This window comes from Faecalispora anaeroviscerum (assembly GCF_947568225.1).
In the GTDB taxonomy this organism is placed as follows: Bacteria; Bacillota; Clostridia; order Oscillospirales; family Acutalibacteraceae; genus Faecalispora; species Faecalispora anaeroviscerum.
Genome location: NZ_CANOOQ010000001.1, coordinates 1,540,627 through 1,559,555 on the forward strand (window position 1 = coordinate 1,540,627; position 18,929 = coordinate 1,559,555).

Sequence of the window (18,929 nt, forward strand, 5' to 3'; positions counted from 1 at the left end):
AGCGTTTTTTTGTTCATGCTATGAAAATTTAAATTGACACCTTCAGAGCGATCTGGTACAGCTCCGTATCAAACTGGCGGGTCATCTTGAGCGCCTCGGAAATATCGAAGTCCACTATTCTGCCGTTCTGCATGGCAACCACACGGTTACTCTGGCCGTTTTCCAGAAGCTTTACCGCATGATAACCCATCTGCGTCGCCACAACACGGTCACGCAGAGAAGGCGAACCGCCGCGCTGCACATGGCCCAGAATCGTCGCGCGGGTTTCAATGCCCGTGTTCTTTTCAATCTCTTTTGCAAGATCCTCCACATGGCACCCGGCGCCCTCCGCCACCACAATAATAAAGTGGCGCTTGCCGATGCTCTGTGTGTACTGCATGCGCTCATAAATATCTTGCTTAAAATCATACGGCTGCTCCGGCACCAAAATTGCCATAGCACCAACCGCGATCCCGGTGTTCAGCGCAATATCTCCACAGCGCCGGCCCATCACCTCAACCACACTGCAGCGGTCGTGGGATTCTGTCGTATCGCGCAGGCGGTCCACCATTTCCATCGCGGTATTCATCGCGGTGTCGTAACCGATGGTGTACTCGCTGCACGCAATATCGTTATCAATGGTTCCCGGTACCCCAATGCAGGGGATTCCGGCCTCTGTTAAATCGCGCGCGCCGCGGAACGAACCGTCGCCGCCGATCACAATCAAGCCCTCAATGCCCAGCTTTCGGCAGTTTTCCGCCGCCTGCTGCACACCCTCCGGCGTATTGTACTCCGGGCTGCGGGCGGTGTACAGCACCGTTCCACCGTTGTGAATAATATCGGAAACACTGCGCAGGTTCATCTCTTCCACATCGCAGTTTAACAGGCCGTTATAGCCTCTGTGTACTCCAAAAACGCCCATCCCGCTTGTAAGCGCGGTTCGAACAACAGAACGCACCGCTGCATTCATTCCGGGTGCGTCGCCGCCGCTGGTAAGTACAGCGATTTGCTTTTTGCCCATCTTTCAGACCCTCCCGAATCAAAATAACACTGTGGCTTATTTCGTTTATGCGATTATTATACCATCACAAAATCGGCGGTACTATGGATTAAAGTACCGATAATATGGATAAAAGTTGCATCATTGCACCAAAGCGACGTTTTCTTCTCCCAGCAACTCACGGAGCGCGTTGAGCAGAACATCATTAACACTGACACGGTACTGCATCGGTGCCTGCATTAGCTTTTTTGTATCCTCAAAATACAGGTACAGCGGGGTCGCACCGTCAAACACCGCGATATACTGCATCGCTTTTCGGTGGCAGAAGCTCTCCTGCGCCGGCAGTTTTAAATAAAGGCCAGGCCGGCTGGAATGCCGTTTCGCGGCGGGCTGTGCGCTCGCTCCCGTAGCCAGCGCGGCGCCGCTATTTTCCTGCGGTGGCGGGGAAAGCGTATCGCACACCAGCTTTGCGTCCTTTTCTTCCGTCAGGCTCAGCCGCCCCTTTGCCACAACGACATTGCCCTCGGCCACCAGTTCCCCGTACCGCTCCAGCACATTCGGAAACACCAGAAGCTCGATCGAGCCAAACATATCCTCCAGCAGAACGAACGCCATCCGACTGCCGTTTTTGGTTACCTTCAGCTTAACCGAAGAAATCACCCCCAGCAGCGTAAGAATCTCGTCGTCCTGATGACGGCCCGTCTGTTCGCTGGCTTCCTCCTGCAGCTCGCCGGTGGGCGTTGCGCCAATCTGCTCGTACATCTGCAAATATTTTCCCATCGGATGCCCCGAAAGATACATCCCGGTCACTTCCTTTTCCATCACGAGCTTGTCCGCGTCAGAAAAATCCGGCATGGGGTCAATGGAAAAGCCCGGCTCCTCAGACTGCAGCTGCGGCGTATCAAAAAATCCGAGCTGGCCGTCCACATTCCGGCGTTTGTCGGAATCAAGCGTATCGAGCACCGACTGAATGCTTGTGAGCATCTGATTGCGGTTATAATCCAGCGAATCCAGCGCGCCGCATTTCACCAGGCTTTCCAGCGCACGGCGGTTCAAATCCCTGCCGTACATGCGCTTACAGAACTGGTAAAAGGATTCGAAATTTCCATTCGCATCCCGCTCCTGAATCAGGCTTCGTAAAAAACCGTCGCCCAGGTTCTTGACTGCCAGTAGACCAAATCGGATGTCGCGCCCCGCAACGGTAAAGCCGCGGCGGCTCTGGTTGACATTCGGCGGCAGCACGCGGATGCCCATTCGAGAGCACTCGGCAATATACGCGGCGATCTTATTCGTGTTATCCAGCACACTGGTGAGCAGCGCCGCCATATATTCGCGCGGGTAGCGACACTTGAGCCACGCGGTCTGATACGAAATCGTGGCATAGGCCGCCGCGTGGGATTTGTTGAACGCATAGGAAGCAAAGCTCTCCATCTCACCGAAAATTGCCTTGGCGGTTTCTTCCTCCACGCCGCGGCGGATGCAGCCGTCTACCTCCACCGTGCCGTCCTCCGCGACAAGGCCGTACAGGAAAATAGAACGCTCCCGCTCCATAACAGAAGCCTTTTTCTTCGACATGGCGCGGCGCACAATGTCCGCGCGGCCGAAGGAGTACCCCGCCAGCGTGCGGAAAATCTGCATCACCTGCTCCTGATACACGATGCAGCCATACGTTACCTTCAGAATATCCATCAAAAGAGGGTGGCGATACGTGACCCTCTCGGGATGGTGCCTGTTTTCAATATACCGGGGAATCGATTCCATCGGCCCGGGGCGGTAAAGCGAGATCACCGCGATCAAATCTTCAATATTTTCCGGGCGCAGCTGCATGATCACATTGCGCATACCGCCCGATTCAAACTGGAACACGCCGTCCGTTGAGCCGGCGGTGAGCATTTCAAACACCTTGGAGTCGTCGAGGGGAATCTTCGCAATCGAAAAACTCGGGTCCAGGCGGCGAATCGCTTCCTGCGCGTCGTTCAGCACCGAAAGGTTACGCAGCCCCAGAAAATCCATTTTCAAAAGGCCCAGTTCTTCCAGCGTCGTCATGGTGTACTGCGTGACGATCGATTCCCCGTTTTTCGCGAGCGGAACATATTCGCTGGCGGGATGATCCGTAATCACGACACCCGCCGCGTGCGTGGATGCGTTGCGGGGCATGCCCTCCACCTGGCGGGCCATGTCAATCAGCTCGTGAATCTGGGGGTCGGTATCGTAGCGTGAATGCAGCTCGGAGGAAGCGCGCAGCGCCTTCTCCAGCGTCACATTCGGCCCCATCGGCACCAGCTTTGCCACAGCATCCACCACATTATAGGGGATCGCCATCGCGCGGCCAACATCGCGCAGGGAACCGCGCGCCGCCATGGTGCCGAAAGTGACGATCTGCGCCACGTGATCGGCCCCATATTTCCGCACAACATAATCGATCATTTCGCCGCGCCGCTCGTCGCTGAAGTCGATGTCGAAATCCGGCATACTGACCCGCTCCGGATTGAGAAACCGCTCAAACAGCAGCTGATAGCGAATGGGGTCGATTCCGGTGATGCCAACACAGTACGCGGCAAGGCTCCCTGCTCCGGAGCCGCGCCCCGGCCCCACTGGAATATCGACTGATTTTGCGTATCGAATAAAATCGTAAACAATCAGATAATAGTTAACATAACCCATGCTTTCGATCACGCGAAGCTCATATTCCAGCCGCTCCGTCACGGCGGGATCGGGCTGCTCCCCATACAAACGGTGCAGGCCCTCAAAGCAGAGGTTGCGAAAGAACTGTACGTTATCTTCCCCGTTCGGCGTTTGAAACGCAGGCAGCTTCGTATGACCGAACTCAAATTCCACCTGACAGCGTTCGGCGATCACAACCGTATTGTCGCACGCCTCCTGCGGGAACAGCGCACGCATCTCCTCTTCACTTTTCAGGTAAAACTGATCGGTGGCGAACTCCATTTTATCGGGGTCCTGAATGGTATGGTTCGTCTGAATGCACAGCAGAATCAAGTGCATTCGGCTGTCCTGCTGGCGGATATAGTGGCAGTCGTTTGTCGCGACAAGAGGAATGCCGGTCTCCTTCGACAGACGCATCAGGCCGTCATTCACGATTTTCTGCTCACGAATACCGTGATCCTGCATCTCGAGATAAAAATTCCCCTCACCGAAAATACGCTGGTACCGCAGGGCAGTTTCCCGAGCGGCGGCGTAATCATCGGCAGTCAGCTGACGGGGAATCTGCCCTGCCAGGCACGCGGAAAGGGCAATGAGACCTTCGCTGTGCGCCTCGAGCAGCTCCACATCCACACGGGGCTTACTGTAAAAGCCCTCCGTCCAGGACTGGGAAACAATCTGGATCAGGTTCTGGTACCCGGTATTGTTTTCGCACAGCAAAATCAGATGATATGGCTCGTTGTCGAGCCCGTGAACTTTGTCGAACCGGGTGCGGCGTGCGACATACACCTCACACCCGATAATCGGATGAAGGGCGTTCTGCTTTGCGGCACGGTAAAAATCCACCGCGCCAAACATCACGCCGTGGTCGGTAATGGCTACTGCATTCTGTCCCTGTCCCTTGACCGCCTCCATGAGCGGCCCAATACGGCAGGCGCCGTCGAGCAGGCTATATTCCGTATGCAGATGCAAATGCACAAATCCCATGTGCCTGTCCCCCTTCCCAAAAGCTTTTTGTGCGGCTTCGCTGTTCTCCCTCGACGTGGGTGCAGGCTCAGCCTGCATACAATCCGACGGTCAAAGCAAAAAGCCTCGACCCCCGGGAATTATTTTAAATTTTCGGCTTCCTCCATCAGGCGCCGCAGCCGATGATTCACTCCTGACCGGCTGACCGGCGTCTGGAACAGCAGCCCCAGCTCCCGCAGGGACAGCTCCGGATTTTGCAGCCGAAGCTCGGCTGTTTCGCGCAGTTCGTCCGGCAGAGCCTCAAGCCCTACCGTGTCACGGATTTTCTCGATCGCCTCTACCTGAAGCACGGATGCGCCGACGGTTTTATCGATATTGGCTGTTTCAAAATTTGTTTTGCGGTTCACATTGTTGCGCACCTCTTTGAGCATGCGCACCTGCATCAGCTCCATGGCTGCACCGCCCGCGCCCAAATACGCCAGCAGATCGGCGATTCGGTCTCCGCCCTTACAATACACCACAAACGCGCCTTTACGGTTAACAAGCGCAGGGTGAAAATCCATCCCCTCCCGCAGGAGAGTCATGACATCCTTCGCAAGATTCATATATGGAAGAATCAGTTCCAAATGGTAATCCTTATTCGGGTCCGTCACCGTCCCGCAAGACAAAAACACACCCCGCAGAAACGCCGCTTTACAGCATTCGTTCTCCAAATTGGCCAGGTTGACCCGCAGGCTGATTTCATTCCCGCTGTGGCCAAACACCGAAAGCACCTGCCGGCGCTGGCTTTCTTCCTGCACCGTCAACACGTAGCTGCTGCGCCGGTACGATACCGCCGTGCGCACATCCACAATTGCCCCCGTAATCTGCGCCGTAAACTGAGCGGCACGGCGCGCCACCATGGGGTGCTCCGTCACCAGAGAAACCGCCAGCGGAGAAAAGCTTTTTGCGCACAGCAAAAGGCCGTAGCACTCTGCTTTTTCACAGCAGTCCTGTTCCGGCTCAATTCTGCATAATTCCGATTTGGCATCATATGAAAATGACATGGTGCTCTCCTATTTATGAATGTCCCTGTGGTTGACGCTGGCCCTCTTCCCGTTTTCGAGAAGGTGGTTGTACAGCAGCTGCGCGAGTGCCACCGAACGGTGGCGGCCACCGGTACAGCCAATTGCGATAACCAGCTGGCTTTTTCCTTCGTCGCAGTAAAGGGGCAGCATGTAATCGATCATATCGAGGAATCGGCTCACAAAGCCCTTCGTCTGATCCCATTGCATAACGTATTCACGCACCGGCTCATCCAGACCCGTCTGATGCTTTAATTCCTCCACATAAAATGGATTAGGCAGACACCGCACATCAAAAACCAAATCTGCCTCCGGCGGGAGGCCGTATTTGAAGCCGAAGGAAACACAGTGAACCATCAGCGCCGCGGAGGCGTCTCCCAAAAACAAGCTTGAAATTCGTTCCTTGAGCTGAGCCGGCGACAAAAACGACGTGTCGATAATATAATCGGAACACTCGCGCACGGTTTTAAGAATCTGGCGCTCCATCTGCACCGCCTGCTCTAAAGAGCCGAGGTATTCTTCAGCCAGCGGGTGCTTGCGACGCGTTTCCTTAAAGCGGTTGATCAGAACGGAGTCGCCCGCGTCAAGAAACAGAATCTTATATTTTTTGCCCTCCTCACGCAGCAGAGCCAGCGTTTCAGAAAGGCTGTCGAACAGCGTGCCGCCGCGAATATCCGTTACGGCCGCTACCCGCTGGAACCCTTCCTTAGCCTGGCTGCAAAGGTCGTAAAAGGTTGGGATCAGTTTTGGCGGAATATTATCCACGCAGTAAAAACCGATGTCCTCCAACGCGTTGACGGCCCTGGACTTTCCCGCGCCGGAAAGCCCGGTTACAATAATAAATTCCATTTAAAATTCCCCCTCGCTTCACACCCCGGTCACTGCCCGATCTTACGAATCTCACACTCCAGCTCGATACCTGTTTGTTTTAGAACGGTCGATTGAATCACAGAGATCAGACGCAGAACATCCTCACAGGTCGCGTCGCCCTGATTTACAATAAAGCCCGCGTGCTTGCTGCTGACGGCCGCACCGCCAACACTCTGGCCCTTAAGGCCGCATTGTTCGATCAGCGTGCCCGCAAAATGATCGGGCGGGCGCTTGAACACACTGCCCGCACTAGGCAGCTCCAGCGGCTGCTTGGATCGCCGCCGGCCGATCAGATCATTCATCTTCGCACGGATTTCTTCCTGCGCTCCCGCACAAAGCTGCAAATTCAAAAACAGAATGGCGGACCGGTTATGGCTGTACGCGCTGTGCCGGTAAGAAAGCTCCAGCTCCGCCCCGGTCAGGGTGCCAAATTCGCCGTCGTGCGTCATATGCTCGCAGGAAAACAGAATATCCTTCATTTCTCCGCCGTAGGCCCCCGCATTCATAAACGCGGCGCCGCCTGCCGTGCCGGGAATCCCCCATAGAAACTCCGCGCCCGAAAGCGAATGGTTCAGAGCAAAGGTACACAGCGCCGAAAGCGGAGCGCCCGCACCGCACCGCACCTGCTGCGACTGTGTTAGTGTCATCTCGTTGAATTCCCCTGTCAGGGCCATCACCATTCCGCGAATTCCCTCGTCGCTCACCAACAGATTGGAACCGTTACCCACCACTAAGTATGGTATCTCCAGCTCGTTGGCATGCCGCGCCATCCGCTGCAAACACTCGCGGCTGCCGGCAGAAACAAACAGATCTGCCGGGCCCCCAATGCGAAACGTGGTATGCCGGCTCATCGGCTCGTGAAAAGAATAAGAGCAGCCAAGCCGCTGTGCCATTGCCCCTAATTGTTCAATCCGATCCATAGATGCCTCCTAATATTTTTGCCCGCAAGAAAGACCGGAGTCATCCGCTCCGGCATTATAAATCAAAATCCAATTTTTTTTCGGTGGGTTCCAGCAGTTGAGAATCCAATCCAAGGCTGCTCAGCAGCTCCTGCGCAGCATTATAGCCCATCTTCTTCTGGCGGTTGTTCATCGCAGCAACCTCAATAATCACCGCAAGGTTGCGCCCCGGCTTTACCGGAATCGTCAGAATCGGCACCCGAATCCCCAGAATTTCCGTATAGTCATTTTCAAGGCCCATCCGGTCGTAATTCTTAGAGCTGTCCCATTGTTCCAGACTGATGACCATATCCAGTTTCTCGGTCACCTTGACGGCACCCATACCGAAAATGCGCCGGGCATTGATAATGCCTATGCCACGCAGCTCGATAAAATGACGGATATTTTCCGGCGAGGTACCCACTAGGGATTTGGCCGACACCCGGCGGATTTCCACCGCGTCGTCGGCGATCAGACGGTGGCCGCGCTTAATCAGCTCAATGGCTGTCTCGCTCTTGCCCACACCGCTGTCTCCCACCAGAAAGATTCCTTCGCCATATACTTCTACCAAAACGCCATGGCGTGTAATGCGCGGGGCTAGCTCAACGTTCACATACGATACGAGCGCGGCCATCAGGTCGCTGGTCGGTTCGGACGAACTGAACACCGATACGCCATAAATCTGCGCCGCTTCCAGCAGTTCGGGCAACGGTTCAATATCGCGCGCAACAATGACCGCAGGCGATTTTTTCGATAACAGCTTGTTAAGCGAAACCTGCCGTTCCTCCGGCGAAAAGCTGCTTAAAAACGCTGTTTCTGTATTCCCCATGATCAGGATACGATGAGAATCGAAATAATCAAGAAAACCGTTCAGCTCCAGGCCCGGACGGTTCACCTCGCGGGAAGAAATCAATACCTTTTCTGGATCGACCGGCATATAAACAGGGCGAAGGGAAAGCTCTTTAATCACCTTGGAAAGCGGGACCGTATAGGTTGGCTTCGCGTTGTGGTTCTCGTGGCCGCTCATCATTATCACTCCTATATTTTTCGCCGCCTGATCAAAGTCAGGCCGCAGCTTTTGCCCGTTTCAAACGTCGGGAAACCTACCGTGGTCAAAATTTGCTTTGCAAAGATTTATCTGTTGTTATTATAGCTCAAAACCGGGCAAAATTCAATGATTGGCCACCTGAAAGTCAATTTGCCCAAACTGGCAAAAGAAATGATTGCACAGGGAAATTTTATGTTATAATAACCTCACGGCGTAAGCGAAAGCAGAGCTTTCGACGCCTGAAGATTGTTAAAAAGAAAATTAATATTTCAGCCAAGACAAATTCCTTCTGCTATACTATAATAATCTGGAAAGAGCATAATCTCTTACCTAAATGCCAATATCGGCTTCCTTCGAAAAGCCGGAATATTCTTTTCCTGCAAAATGATAACCCCGCGGCGTGATTGCTGAGCGATCCTTACCTGTGCAAAAGGCATTGTGAATCTGCCGCTTGATCTGTGATAAAATAAGTGAGTTTTGATGATTTGCGGATTGGCCGGAGGCGTTGGATTCGCTGAGCGGCTCGGCTGACCGGAACGGGAGGATTTATGAAAATCGCCATTTTTACAGAAACATACCTGCCTCAAACCTCCGCGGTAGAAACGCAGGTTCTGCTGCTCGCCCAATCTCTCATTCGCATGGGGCATGAGGTGCTGGTAGTCAGCACCGACGTGGAATCAGAAGAATGCTATCTGGAGCAGCACACCCTGTTCGGCCCGGCCAAGCCCGCCGACACCGTCTACGGGCAAACGGGACAGCGGACCAAACTGAACCGGTTAAAAGATTTTATTGAAGATTTCGACCCGGATGTGATTCACCTGTTCACTTTTTGTTCGGTGGGCGGGCTGGGTCTAAAGTACGCTCTTTCCCACGATCTTCCCCTGATCACCACAGTACAGAGTACCCACAATGTAAGTGAGGGCTTTTACGGCAAAGGAATTCGCCGTCTGCTAAACCAAAAGCTGTGCCAAAGCGCTTACCGCAAAGCACTGGCCTTTTCTGATCTTGTGACGAGCCCCTCGCAGAAAATTCTGCGCAAGATTCGTCCCTTGTGCAAACACCGCCAGCTAACCGTTTCTCCCCTTTGCATAGACACCGAACGACTGCGCAAAAAGACGCCGGAGGGGGAACAAACCGAAGCAATGCGCCGTCGCCTTGGAATCACCGGAAAAACAGGAATCCTTTTTGTGGGAACACTGGGCAAGGACAACCAGGTGGATGCTTTGTTGGATCGATGGGCTACCCTATGTAAAGGGCAAACCAAGCTGCATCTGGCAATCGTAGGGACAGGCCCGCAGTTCGACGAGCTGAAAAACAAAGCAAATCTGCTGGGAATTTTTTCACGGATCACCTTTGCCGGAGAGATTCCGCGGGAACAGATTCCGCTGTGCTACCAGGTTTGCAGTGCGTTTTTCAGTGCGTCGGAATCTGACACCATGAAGGCTGCCCCGCTCGAAGCTATTGTGAGCGGTCTGCCAGTCATTCTGCCGAAGAACTGTGCCTGCGCCGAGCTGCTGGTGGATGGGGTCAACGGCTTCGCATATGATTGTGAAACCGATATTGAAAAAATCCTGTGCAATTTCGCCTCCCTTTCCCCGGAAAAAGAAGCGGCCATGAAAAAGCTGGTCACACGCACAATGGGTGATCTGACGCTTGAGGAACAGGCAAAGAGCTTTTTGAGTTTTTACTCGCTCACGCAAAAGCACCACTACAAAACAGCAGAAAAACTGGAATAATACAGATACCGAAAAGACAGGTGGGAAATTATCCAACCTGCCTTTTCGGTATTAATATTTTGACGGGCAACAAAAAAGGGACATTCTTTGAATGCCCCTTTTTCATTGCTATTGAATGGACTCAGCGGGATGAAGCCGTCTGTTGCAGCTTCTTCTGCTGCTTATGCTTCTGCCACATTACGTACAGAGGGCCAGCCACGCAGATGGAGGAATAGCAGCCGGTAATAATACCTACCATCATCGGCAGAGCAAAGGTCTGCACAGAATCCAGATTGTACATTACGCTGACGATATACACCACCGCGATTGCGGCAAAGGTGCAGCCCGCGGTATACAGAGAACGGGTCAGGGTCTGATTGATGCTGGTGTCGACCAAAACGCCGTAATCGGTCTTGGGACCCATCAGCTTGCGGTTTTCACGGATACGGTCGTAAATAATGATCGTATCGTTCAGGGAATAGCCGAGAATGGTCAGAACAACCGCGATAAAGTTATCGTTGATCGGCATGCGGAAGATGACAAATGTAAAGTACACCATCGCCACGTCGTGCAGCAGGGCGATAATCGCCATAGTACCCGCGGAAGCACCACCGATCTTCTTAAAGCGGATTGCAATGTAGACAATCAGCAGCGCAGCCGCAACCAATACCGACAACAGGCACTTGAGGAAGAAATCGCGGCCCATAACCGGGTTGACAGAGCTGGATTCCACTACGGCAAAGTTTGCTTTCGGGTATTCCTTTGCCAACGCGGTGGCCACCGCCTGCTGATGCTCCACGCTCAGCGACTCCGTACCGGAGAAGGAAATCGACACATTATTGAGAGCTTCCTTGCCGGTCGCGGACTTTACATCCTCATTGATGTTAACGGTAACAGGCTTGCTCGTCGTAGTCTGAACAATATCCTGTACCTTTTCCTGATCGATGGTGCCGGTATAGGAGTACTTAATCAGCGCACCGCCGGTGAACTGAATATCAAGCTGAGTGCCGAAAATAACGTTAAAGATCAGGCCGATTGCCATCAGGCCCAACGAAACCGTAAAGTAGATCTTGCGGTTCTCATAAAAATGAACTTGAAAAGTTTTCATTTATCGGCACCTCCATACAGCCACTTGCTGCGCGCGAATCGGAACCCGGAGATTGATTTGGTCATCAAGCGAGTCGCGGTAACGCCCATGATAAAGTTGCCAATCGTTCCGACCAGCAGAGTATATCCAAAGGAATAGATAGCCCCTGTTGTGGAGGAACCAAACAAAGCTGAGAACAGGTTTGTAGGTCCGAACACCAGCATCAGAATCACAGCAACGATAATAACGGTAATGTTACCGTCAAAAATCGCCCAGAAGCTGTTGGCATTACCCTTTTGAATCGCTCCGTCGAGCGTTTTACCAGCCCACAGCTCTTCCTTGATTCTGGTGGCAGTGATAATATTCGCATCCACGCCCATACCAATGGAAAGGATAATGCCGGCGATGCCAGGCAGCGTCATCGTAAAGCTATTGAGGAAGGGGAAATATCCCGAAACTGCCGCAAACGACAGGGCAACCTGCCCCATCAAGGCAATCACCGCAATCAGGCCGGGCAGACGGAACACCACCAGCATGAACAGACACACCAGCGCAAACGCGACAACGCCGGCCCAGCGCATGGCATCCAGAGAGCTGCTGCCGAGGGATGGGCTGATCGTCTGGAAGTTGGTGGTCGTTAGCTTAAACGGCAGAGCACCGGCGCTGATCTTCGCAGCCAGGGAGGAAGCCTCCGCCGCTGTAAAGTTTCCCTCGATGGTGCATTTACCGTCCGTAATCGCCTCTTTTACGTTCGGGGCAGAAATCATTACGTCATCCATCCAGACGGAAATGGTTTGTCCAACCAAACGCTCTGTTGCTTCGGCAAATTTGGTTGAGCCCTCTTTGCTGAATTCCAGTGCGACCAGATACTCCGTTTTGCCGGTATCAGGATTTTGATATACCTGCGGCTGGGCTGACACAACCTCGTCGCCCTGCAGAATAATCGCATCCTTTGTCGTACCCGTAGGGGTTTTGTAAACCGGCTGACCGTCAGAGCCGGTCTCGGTGGTTGCGTAATCTCCCCCTTCACGGAAGGTAAGCAGCGCGGTCGCGCTCAGTTCCTGAATGGCTGCTTCTGGGTCAAAACTCTGTTCGCCGCTTTTCCAGGGGAAGCGGACAATAATACGGTCGTTGTGATCATCAGTATAGATCTCGTAATCCGTAATATTGTTGTTGACCAGACGCAGCTCAATCGTCGACTTTGCCGCGTTAAGCTGATCCTCAGTCGCTCCCTTTCCGGTATCGGGAGTAAAGGTGGCCTCTACCCCTCCGCGGATGTCGATGCCCCATCGAATGTCGCCCGCACCTTTTACATATGTAGTGCGATTATCCCCGTTTTGCGCGTATACCCCAAAAATGGCGGTGTAGGTAAAAAGCAGGATAAGGAGGGCGACGATGAAAAACACCGGTTTTCCTACTCGCTTCATGCAAATATCCTCCAATAGCATTAAGGTTTCCGCGGCTGCGTTCCAGATGGAACCGCAGCCGCGTACATAACAAAGCTTATTATAGGATGATACCCGCAAAAAGTCAATGGAAAAGCCCTGAATTGCTGTTTGTTTCACAGACGATTTCGCAAAAAGGTATTATTTTGCAGCGGCGCCCAGCAGCTTCTCCAAAGCAGCCAGACGAGTGCTGACACAAAACACCGCGATGGCCTTTTTCATCTCTTCCAAGGACGGATATGTGGGTGCTACACGGATGTTGGTATCCTTTGGGTCTTTGCCGTAGGGAAACGCCGCGCCCGCGCCGGTAAGAACAACTCCGGCCTCCTTGCACAGCTGAACCACGCGCTTCGCGCAGCCCTCCATCACATCCACACTCACAAAATAACCGCCGTTCGGATTCGTCCAGGAAGCGATGTTCTTATCCCCCAGCTCGCTGCCGAGGGTATCAAGCACCACCTGAAACTTCGGTGCGATGATGGTTCTGTGATGCTTCATATGCTCCAGAATGCCGTCCATATCGCGCAGGTACATCAGATGACGCATCTGGTTGAGCTTGTCGGGGTCAATCGTTTGGAACGAAAGGTGCTTTCTAATATCCTGATAGGTTGTTTCTCCTGCCGCCATGGCGGCAATCCCTGCTCCCGGGAATGTGATTTTAGAGGTAGAGCAGAAGAATACCGGCAACTCGGTGTTCCCAGTCTTTTCGCATTCCGCGTACAGATCAAGAAGCTCGTCGGGCGTATCCGTCAGGTCATGAACGCAGTAAGCATTATCCCACATTACGCGGAAATCCAGAGCGGCAGGTTTCAGTGCCGCCACACGGCGAACCACTTCATCGGAATAGGTGGTTCCGAGCGGGTTGGAATACTTCGGCACACACCACATTCCTTTAATGGTATCGTCCTCAGCCACCAGGCGCTCAATGAGATCCATATCGGGGCTGCCGTCCACCATCGGAACCAGAATCAGCTCAAAGCCGAAATATTCCGTAATAGCAAAATGACGGTCATACCCGGGAGAAGGGCACAAAAACTTGATTTTTTCCTGCTTACCCCAGGGCTTGCAGCCAGAAAAGCCATGTGTCATGCCGCAGGAAATAAAGTCGAACATCATATTGAGGCTGGAGTTGCCGCCGATAATGACATTTTCCGGTTTTACCTGCATCATCTTTGCCAGAATTGCGCGCAGCTCGGGCAGACCCTCAGGCATACCGTAATTGCGCAGATCATCCCCGGTGGAAGCAATCATATTAGAATCCGACGTCAGCATATTGAGCATATCCATAGAAAGATTCAGCTGCTCGGGAGAGGGCTTCCCTCTTGCCATATTCAGCTTGAGACCCTGTGCCTTGAAAGCGTCATACTGTTGCTGAACCTTTTGCTTTTCCTGTTCCAGTTCTTGTCTGGACAACAAACCATATTCCATTTGAGCATCTCCTTTTCCAAACCTGCATAAATGATATTGAAAGTATTACTATTCTAATATATTCAGATCAAAAGCGCAAGTTAAATTTATCTTTCCTGCATTTTTGTTATATTTGGCAGGTTTTTCACAAAAAAGTAGAGCAAATTGCTTTTTTCACGGATTTTCTGAAATGCTAATCTTAAAAAATAATTAATTATAATAGTTATGCCTCCCCTATTGAAGGTCGGGGAGGCATAGCTTTCTTCTTTTTTATAGGGAAGCTTCCTGTTAAAATTCCGCAGAGCCGGTTGTGCGCGGAAAAGGCAGGACATCCCGTATATTGGAAACGCCGGTCAGGTACATCACCATGCGTTCAAAACCGAGGCCAAAGCCCGCATGTTTCGCCCCGCCGTAACGACGCAGATCGAGATACCACCCATATTCCTCTTCGGAGAGACCCGTTTCACACATACGGCTTTGCAGAAGTTCGAGCCGTTCCTCTCTCTGGCTGCCGCCGATGATCTCACCGATACCAGGCACAAGAAGATCCATAGCAGCCACTGTTTTTCCATCGTCGTTCGTGCGCATATAGAACGCCTTGATCTCCTTCGGGTAATCCGTAACGAACAGCGGCTTGCCGAACACCTGCTCAGTCAAATACCGCTCATGCTCGGTCTGCAGATCACTGCCCCATGAAACCGGGTATTCAAACCGGCTGTTTTCGCGCTCAAGCAGCTCCACTGCCTGTGTGTACGTCACGTGTGCAAAATCCGATTCCGCCACATGGCGCAGGCGCTCCAGAAGGCCGGGATCGACAAACCGGTTAAAGAAGTCCAGCTCCTGCGGGCAGGAATCCATCACAGAGCCAATCACAGAGCGGAGCATATCCTCGGCCAGACGCATATCGTCTGAAAGATCAGCAAACGCGATTTCAGGCTCGACCATCCAGAATTCTGCCGCATGGCGCGCGGTATATGATTTTTCAGCGCGGAAGGTAGGGCCGAACGTATAGATCTTGCCAAACGCGAGTGCCATGCACTCCCCCTCCAGCTGACCGGATACTGTCAGCGAGGTGTGCTTCTGAAAGAAATCCTTCGTGTAATCGACCGAACCATCCTCGTTCAAAGGCGGATTAATCGGGTCGAGCGTGGTAACATGAAACATTTCGCCCGCGCCCTCACAATCACTGGCGGTAATCAGCGGTGTGTTGGCATAGACGAAGCCGCGTTCCTGGAAAAAGCGGTGAATGGCAAAAGCCGCAACGGAGCGCACACGGAACACAGCACTGAATAAATTGGTGCGCGGGCGCAAATGTGCGATGGTACGCAGAAACTCTACGGAATGGCGTTTTTTCTGCAGCGGGTATTCGGGCGCAGAGAGAGCTTCTACCGCAATCTGTACGGCGTGCAGCTCACACGGCTGCTTTGCCTGAGGAGTCAGCATCAGAGTACCGGTCGCACAAAGCGCGGCCCCTACGTTCTGCTTTGCAATCTCCGCAAAATTTTCAACCTTCTGCGCTTCAAATACAACCTGAAGCCCCGCAAAGCTGCTGCCGTCGTTCAAATCAATAAATCCCAGTGCTTTGGAATCCCGGATGCTTTTGACCCACCCGCAGACAGTGATTGTCTGCTCCGCGTATTTCTGCGGGTCCGCAAGAATCTTTGCGATTTCGATTCGTTCCATACCATCGATACCTCCTGATTTTTTGCCGCAGTCCACCCTGCGGCACGGTACTCACAATTATGCTTTACTATGTTATAAGCAGAATGAAAATATTCGCTCTGCTTCGTTTTGCGGTTTGAGGTTATTATAACATCCTTTCCCCCACAATCAGCGACAAAACAAAAAATTTTACTGGATATTTTAAAATAGTCTTGATTTTTGCAAAAAGGTTCGCTATAATAACATAGTCGTCAGCCCGACAGCGGGTTTGATATTGCCATGGAGAGGTATTCTAATGGTAAGGAGCCACATTGGAAATGTGGTGTGCCGCAAGGCATTGTGCGTTCGAGTCGCATCCTCTCCGCCATAAAAAGCATTCGCAATTGCGAGTGCTTTTTTCTTTTTTCCTACAATATCCAGTAGATTCGGGCAAACGCTTAAATACAAAATGGATATTGTAATTTATATTATACTTAAAGTTAATTTTATATGCAAAAAAAGAGGCCTTCGTTTGATCGAAAGCCTCTCTTCTTGTTAGGACGGTTATGAAAAAGTGTTACGACATAAACATAGTTCAAATTCTCTGCGGAACAACAAACCGCAGATTGCCGCGTTAAGAGAGCATGTTCACCCCGACAGCAGCGGCGTCGATCTTGCCGCCATGAAACAGCTTACGAGTATATTCCTCTAATCATAAAAGAGCAGCGGCCACAGTATAACCTGTGGCCGCTGCTCTTTCTTCCCGTTGAAGCTCTGCAAACCGGGAAAGGAATTACGTTCGGCTTTCCGCCAACGAGGCGATTCTCTCGGTAAGACCGGCCTCATACCCCGGGACAGCGCCGCTATGAGAAGCGACATAGGCGCCAAGATGGTTCCCGGCCTTTACCGCGGATACCATGTTCCCCGTATGTAAATACACGTACAGAAACGCGGCGGAAAATGCATCCCCAGCGCCGACGGTATCCGCAACCTGTACCCGCTGGCCGGGAACATCGAGCCGGATCTCGCGTGTATACGCCAATACCCCCTGCGCCCCTTTGGTAACCAGGCAGATTTGCAGCTCCGGGTAGTGAGCAAACAACCGGGAAACAGGGTCCTCCCCTAAATTGAGCATTTGCCGAAGCACCGCCAGTTCCTCGTCATTCAGCTTTAAAATCGTGCAATGGCTGAGCGAATAGAGGAGAATCTCCTCTGTATAAAAGCCGTCGCGCAGGTTAATATCGAGAAAGCGAACGGAGAACGGCACGCTTTCAATCAACTGATGAAGCGTACTGCGGCTCCCGGGCGAGCGCTGAGCCATGGTACCGAAAAAGAGAGCATCATAGCCACCTTGCCCAATGTGCAACAGCTCCTGCGGGGAAAGAGCAATATGATCATAAGCTACGTTTTCCATAATGTGATAGCTGGGGATGCCGCTGCCGTCCACAGCTACCTGCACCTGGCCTGTTGGCCGGTTGCTCCGACCGATCAGAGCAGTATTCACGCCAAAGCCATGAAGCAGAGAAATGGCGTTGTCCCCCAGCTCATCCTGACCGACGCAAGACAGCAAAGAGCTGCCGGCCCCCAGCCTTGCCAAATGGGCAGCGGAGTTTGCCGGCCCGCCGCCAATAAAGGTACCGTTTGGGAATCTGTCAAACAACACCTCTCCAAACAACAGCACCCGGCTGTGTCCGCGCTTTTGAGAGTTGGAATGTATCATAATGTTTTGCCGTCCTGTCTCTGTTATAGTCAATCCACTTTAAAACCGGCTTGCTCTTTCCATTCGCATTTCGTTATGGGCACCGTTGTCCCACCTTCCAATAAGGTGACATCGTGAACGTGATCGATTTTCCCCACTTCTTTATGCTCAATCTGAAGAACCAGAGCGTTTACAATCGAATGCGAAAGCGCGGAACAGTCCTGACAAACCGTTGTCAGCCTTGGATAGGTAAGCCCCGCAAGCTCCGAGCCGCCATAGCCAACGATCTTCAGGTCCTCCGGCACGCGGATACCGTACAGTTGTGCCGTCTGCAGAATTCTGGCCGCAATGGAATCTACCGCAAAAACACCGTCTATATTGGAATTACTGGAAAGCACTTCTTGAATGGCCTTACTGTATTTTCCAAAACAAAACTCCGTTTTTTTTAGTTCAATTGTGGAACACCGAACGCCATTCTTTTTCAGCATTTTCTGAAATGCCGTGTGCCGTTCCAGCAAGGCAGTCTTCATACGGCGGTCCCCCATAACCTGCACCACATTTTTACAGCCGTTTTCCATCAGCTTTCGTGCGGCCAGCTCACCGCCCATTTGGTGATTCGAAGAAACATTTGGAATCCGATCCCCCAGCTTCCTGTCGATGGAAACCATCGGGAGCGTCGCTTTCAAATAATCTGAAACGTCCAGCGCATGGCTGCCCACAATGATGCCGTCCGCCTTATTCTGGCGCAGCATTGCCATGTATTCCTTTTCTTTGCTTGCTTTCTCAATTGTGTTGCACAAGATCATTTTGTAGCCGCAATGATTCAGATCCATCTCAATATGCTTCGTGAGGCGCGCAAAAAAAGGATGGCTGATATCCGGTATGAGCAGTCCAACCATAAACGTTCGCTTTAGATATAGATTCCGCGCAATCTGATTCGGACAATAATTCAGCTCATCAATAGCCTGATACACCCTTTGGTACATTTCCTCCGATATATATCCACGCTTATTCAGCACGCGGGAAACCGTTGTTACCGATACCTCTGCCTTTTTGGCCACATCTTTAATCCCTGCCATATTGACCCTCAAATCCTTCTTTGGTAAAACCCTGTATTCTTGAGCTGCCAGACCTGCAATATGCAACAGATCAGCCTGTCAACCGTTTAAATTCGATTCTTTGAATCGCCGCTTCTGATTGATCAACCCTTTCAGGATTTTTCCTCATGACAAATCATTATTATCATATAACAATTTTTCCTATTTTTCAACAAAATACCGGTGTTTCCGCCAATATTGATTCCGAACATGGCAGCACCCACACCCGATCCTATCCCAGCTTTCATCGGGATTCTATTTTCCATGTGGCAAAAAAGCGCTTGGGCCATGAAGCCCTGGTATTTTTAAAAC

At 52.1% G+C, this 18,929-nt stretch carries 13 protein-coding genes and 1 tRNA gene; 2 read left to right on the top strand and 12 right to left on the bottom strand.

What is annotated here, in order from left to right:
• Nucleotides 1-28: 28 nt before the first annotated feature.
• The 6 genes from pfkA to hprK form a co-directional block, all read right to left on the bottom strand.
• Nucleotides 29-1,000, bottom strand: coding sequence for a 6-phosphofructokinase (gene pfkA / locus QOS46_RS07760; protein WP_283608719.1), 972 nt, complete (start codon nucleotides 998-1,000; stop codon nucleotides 29-31).
• Between the two features lie 120 nt (nucleotides 1,001-1,120).
• On the bottom strand, nucleotides 1,121-4,627 hold the full coding sequence (locus QOS46_RS07765; RefSeq protein WP_283608720.1) for a DNA polymerase III subunit alpha: 3,507 nt from the start codon (nucleotides 4,625-4,627) through the stop codon (nucleotides 1,121-1,123).
• Between the two features lie 119 nt (nucleotides 4,628-4,746).
• Nucleotides 4,747-5,652, bottom strand: coding sequence for a DNA-binding protein WhiA (gene whiA / locus QOS46_RS07770; protein ID WP_283608721.1), 906 nt, complete (start codon nucleotides 5,650-5,652; stop codon nucleotides 4,747-4,749).
• 9 nt (nucleotides 5,653-5,661) lie between these two features.
• On the bottom strand, nucleotides 5,662-6,519 hold the full coding sequence (gene rapZ, locus QOS46_RS07775; RefSeq protein ID WP_283608722.1) for an RNase adapter RapZ: 858 nt from the start codon (nucleotides 6,517-6,519) through the stop codon (nucleotides 5,662-5,664).
• 29 nt (nucleotides 6,520-6,548) lie between these two features.
• A complete protein-coding gene (gene murB, locus QOS46_RS07780; protein WP_283608723.1) occupies nucleotides 6,549-7,460 on the bottom strand; it encodes a UDP-N-acetylmuramate dehydrogenase in 912 nt (303 codons plus the stop codon).
• Nucleotides 7,461-7,515: 55 nt separating this feature from the next.
• Entirely contained in the window at nucleotides 7,516-8,508 is a 993-nt protein-coding gene (hprK, locus tag QOS46_RS07785) for an HPr(Ser) kinase/phosphatase (RefSeq protein WP_408611452.1), read from the bottom strand.
• Between the two features lie 566 nt (nucleotides 8,509-9,074).
• Between hprK and QOS46_RS07790 the strand changes: the two genes are divergently transcribed.
• Nucleotides 9,075-10,262, top strand: coding sequence for a glycosyltransferase (locus QOS46_RS07790; RefSeq protein ID WP_283608725.1), 1,188 nt, complete (start codon nucleotides 9,075-9,077; stop codon nucleotides 10,260-10,262).
• Nucleotides 10,263-10,383: 121 nt separating this feature from the next.
• Here QOS46_RS07790 and secF read toward each other — a convergent pair whose 3' ends face one another.
• From secF to asnS, 4 genes are all read right to left on the bottom strand, one after another.
• Nucleotides 10,384-11,349: a protein translocase subunit SecF gene (gene secF, locus QOS46_RS07795; protein ID WP_283608726.1), complete on the bottom strand. Its 966-nt coding sequence runs from the start codon at nucleotides 11,347-11,349 to the stop codon at nucleotides 10,384-10,386.
• Nucleotides 11,346-12,755, bottom strand: coding sequence for a protein translocase subunit SecD (gene secD, locus QOS46_RS07800; protein ID WP_283608727.1), 1,410 nt, complete (start codon nucleotides 12,753-12,755; stop codon nucleotides 11,346-11,348). Before secD ends, secF begins: the two co-directional genes overlap by 4 nt.
• A 159-nt stretch (nucleotides 12,756-12,914) precedes the next feature.
• On the bottom strand, nucleotides 12,915-14,201 hold the full coding sequence (locus QOS46_RS07805; RefSeq protein ID WP_283608728.1) for an aminotransferase class I/II-fold pyridoxal phosphate-dependent enzyme: 1,287 nt from the start codon (nucleotides 14,199-14,201) through the stop codon (nucleotides 12,915-12,917).
• Between the two features lie 267 nt (nucleotides 14,202-14,468).
• Nucleotides 14,469-15,863, bottom strand: coding sequence for an asparagine--tRNA ligase (asnS, locus tag QOS46_RS07810; protein WP_283608729.1), 1,395 nt, complete (start codon nucleotides 15,861-15,863; stop codon nucleotides 14,469-14,471).
• A gap of 260 nt (nucleotides 15,864-16,123) precedes the next feature.
• On the opposite strand from asnS, the gene QOS46_RS07815 reads away from it, so the two are divergent.
• Nucleotides 16,124-16,209: transfer RNA gene (locus QOS46_RS07815), tRNA-Ser, on the top strand.
• Between the two features lie 405 nt (nucleotides 16,210-16,614).
• Here QOS46_RS07815 and QOS46_RS07820 read toward each other — a convergent pair.
• Together QOS46_RS07820 and QOS46_RS07825 are read right to left on the bottom strand one after the other, a co-directional pair.
• Nucleotides 16,615-17,541: a carbohydrate kinase family protein gene (locus QOS46_RS07820; protein WP_283608730.1), complete on the bottom strand. Its 927-nt coding sequence runs from the start codon at nucleotides 17,539-17,541 to the stop codon at nucleotides 16,615-16,617.
• Between the two features lie 29 nt (nucleotides 17,542-17,570).
• Entirely contained in the window at nucleotides 17,571-18,599 is a 1,029-nt protein-coding gene (locus QOS46_RS07825) for a LacI family DNA-binding transcriptional regulator (protein WP_283608731.1), read from the bottom strand.
• Between the last annotated feature and the right edge of the window lie 330 nt (nucleotides 18,600-18,929).

Coding starts and splice junctions, on each gene's coding strand:
- pfkA (WP_283608719.1), bottom strand. CDS start 1,000: ATGGGCAAAAAGCAAATCGCTGTACTTACCAGCGGCGGCGACGCACCC.
- QOS46_RS07765 (WP_283608720.1), bottom strand. CDS start 4,627: ATGGGATTTGTGCATTTGCATCTGCATACGGAATATAGCCTGCTCGAC.
- whiA (WP_283608721.1), bottom strand. CDS start 5,652: ATGTCATTTTCATATGATGCCAAATCGGAATTATGCAGAATTGAGCCG.
- rapZ (WP_283608722.1), bottom strand. CDS start 6,519: ATGGAATTTATTATTGTAACCGGGCTTTCCGGCGCGGGAAAGTCCAGG.
- murB (WP_283608723.1), bottom strand. CDS start 7,460: ATGGATCGGATTGAACAATTAGGGGCAATGGCACAGCGGCTTGGCTGC.
- hprK (WP_408611452.1), bottom strand. CDS start 8,508: ATGATGAGCGGCCACGAGAACCACAACGCGAAGCCAACCTATACGGTC.
- QOS46_RS07790 (WP_283608725.1), top strand. CDS start 9,075: ATGAAAATCGCCATTTTTACAGAAACATACCTGCCTCAAACCTCCGCG.
- secF (WP_283608726.1), bottom strand. CDS start 11,349: ATGAAAACTTTTCAAGTTCATTTTTATGAGAACCGCAAGATCTACTTT.
- secD (WP_283608727.1), bottom strand. CDS start 12,755: ATGAAGCGAGTAGGAAAACCGGTGTTTTTCATCGTCGCCCTCCTTATC.
- QOS46_RS07805 (WP_283608728.1), bottom strand. CDS start 14,201: ATGGAATATGGTTTGTTGTCCAGACAAGAACTGGAACAGGAAAAGCAA.
- asnS (WP_283608729.1), bottom strand. CDS start 15,863: ATGGAACGAATCGAAATCGCAAAGATTCTTGCGGACCCGCAGAAATAC.
- QOS46_RS07820 (WP_283608730.1), bottom strand. CDS start 17,541: ATGATACATTCCAACTCTCAAAAGCGCGGACACAGCCGGGTGCTGTTG.
- QOS46_RS07825 (WP_283608731.1), bottom strand. CDS start 18,599: ATGGCAGGGATTAAAGATGTGGCCAAAAAGGCAGAGGTATCGGTAACA.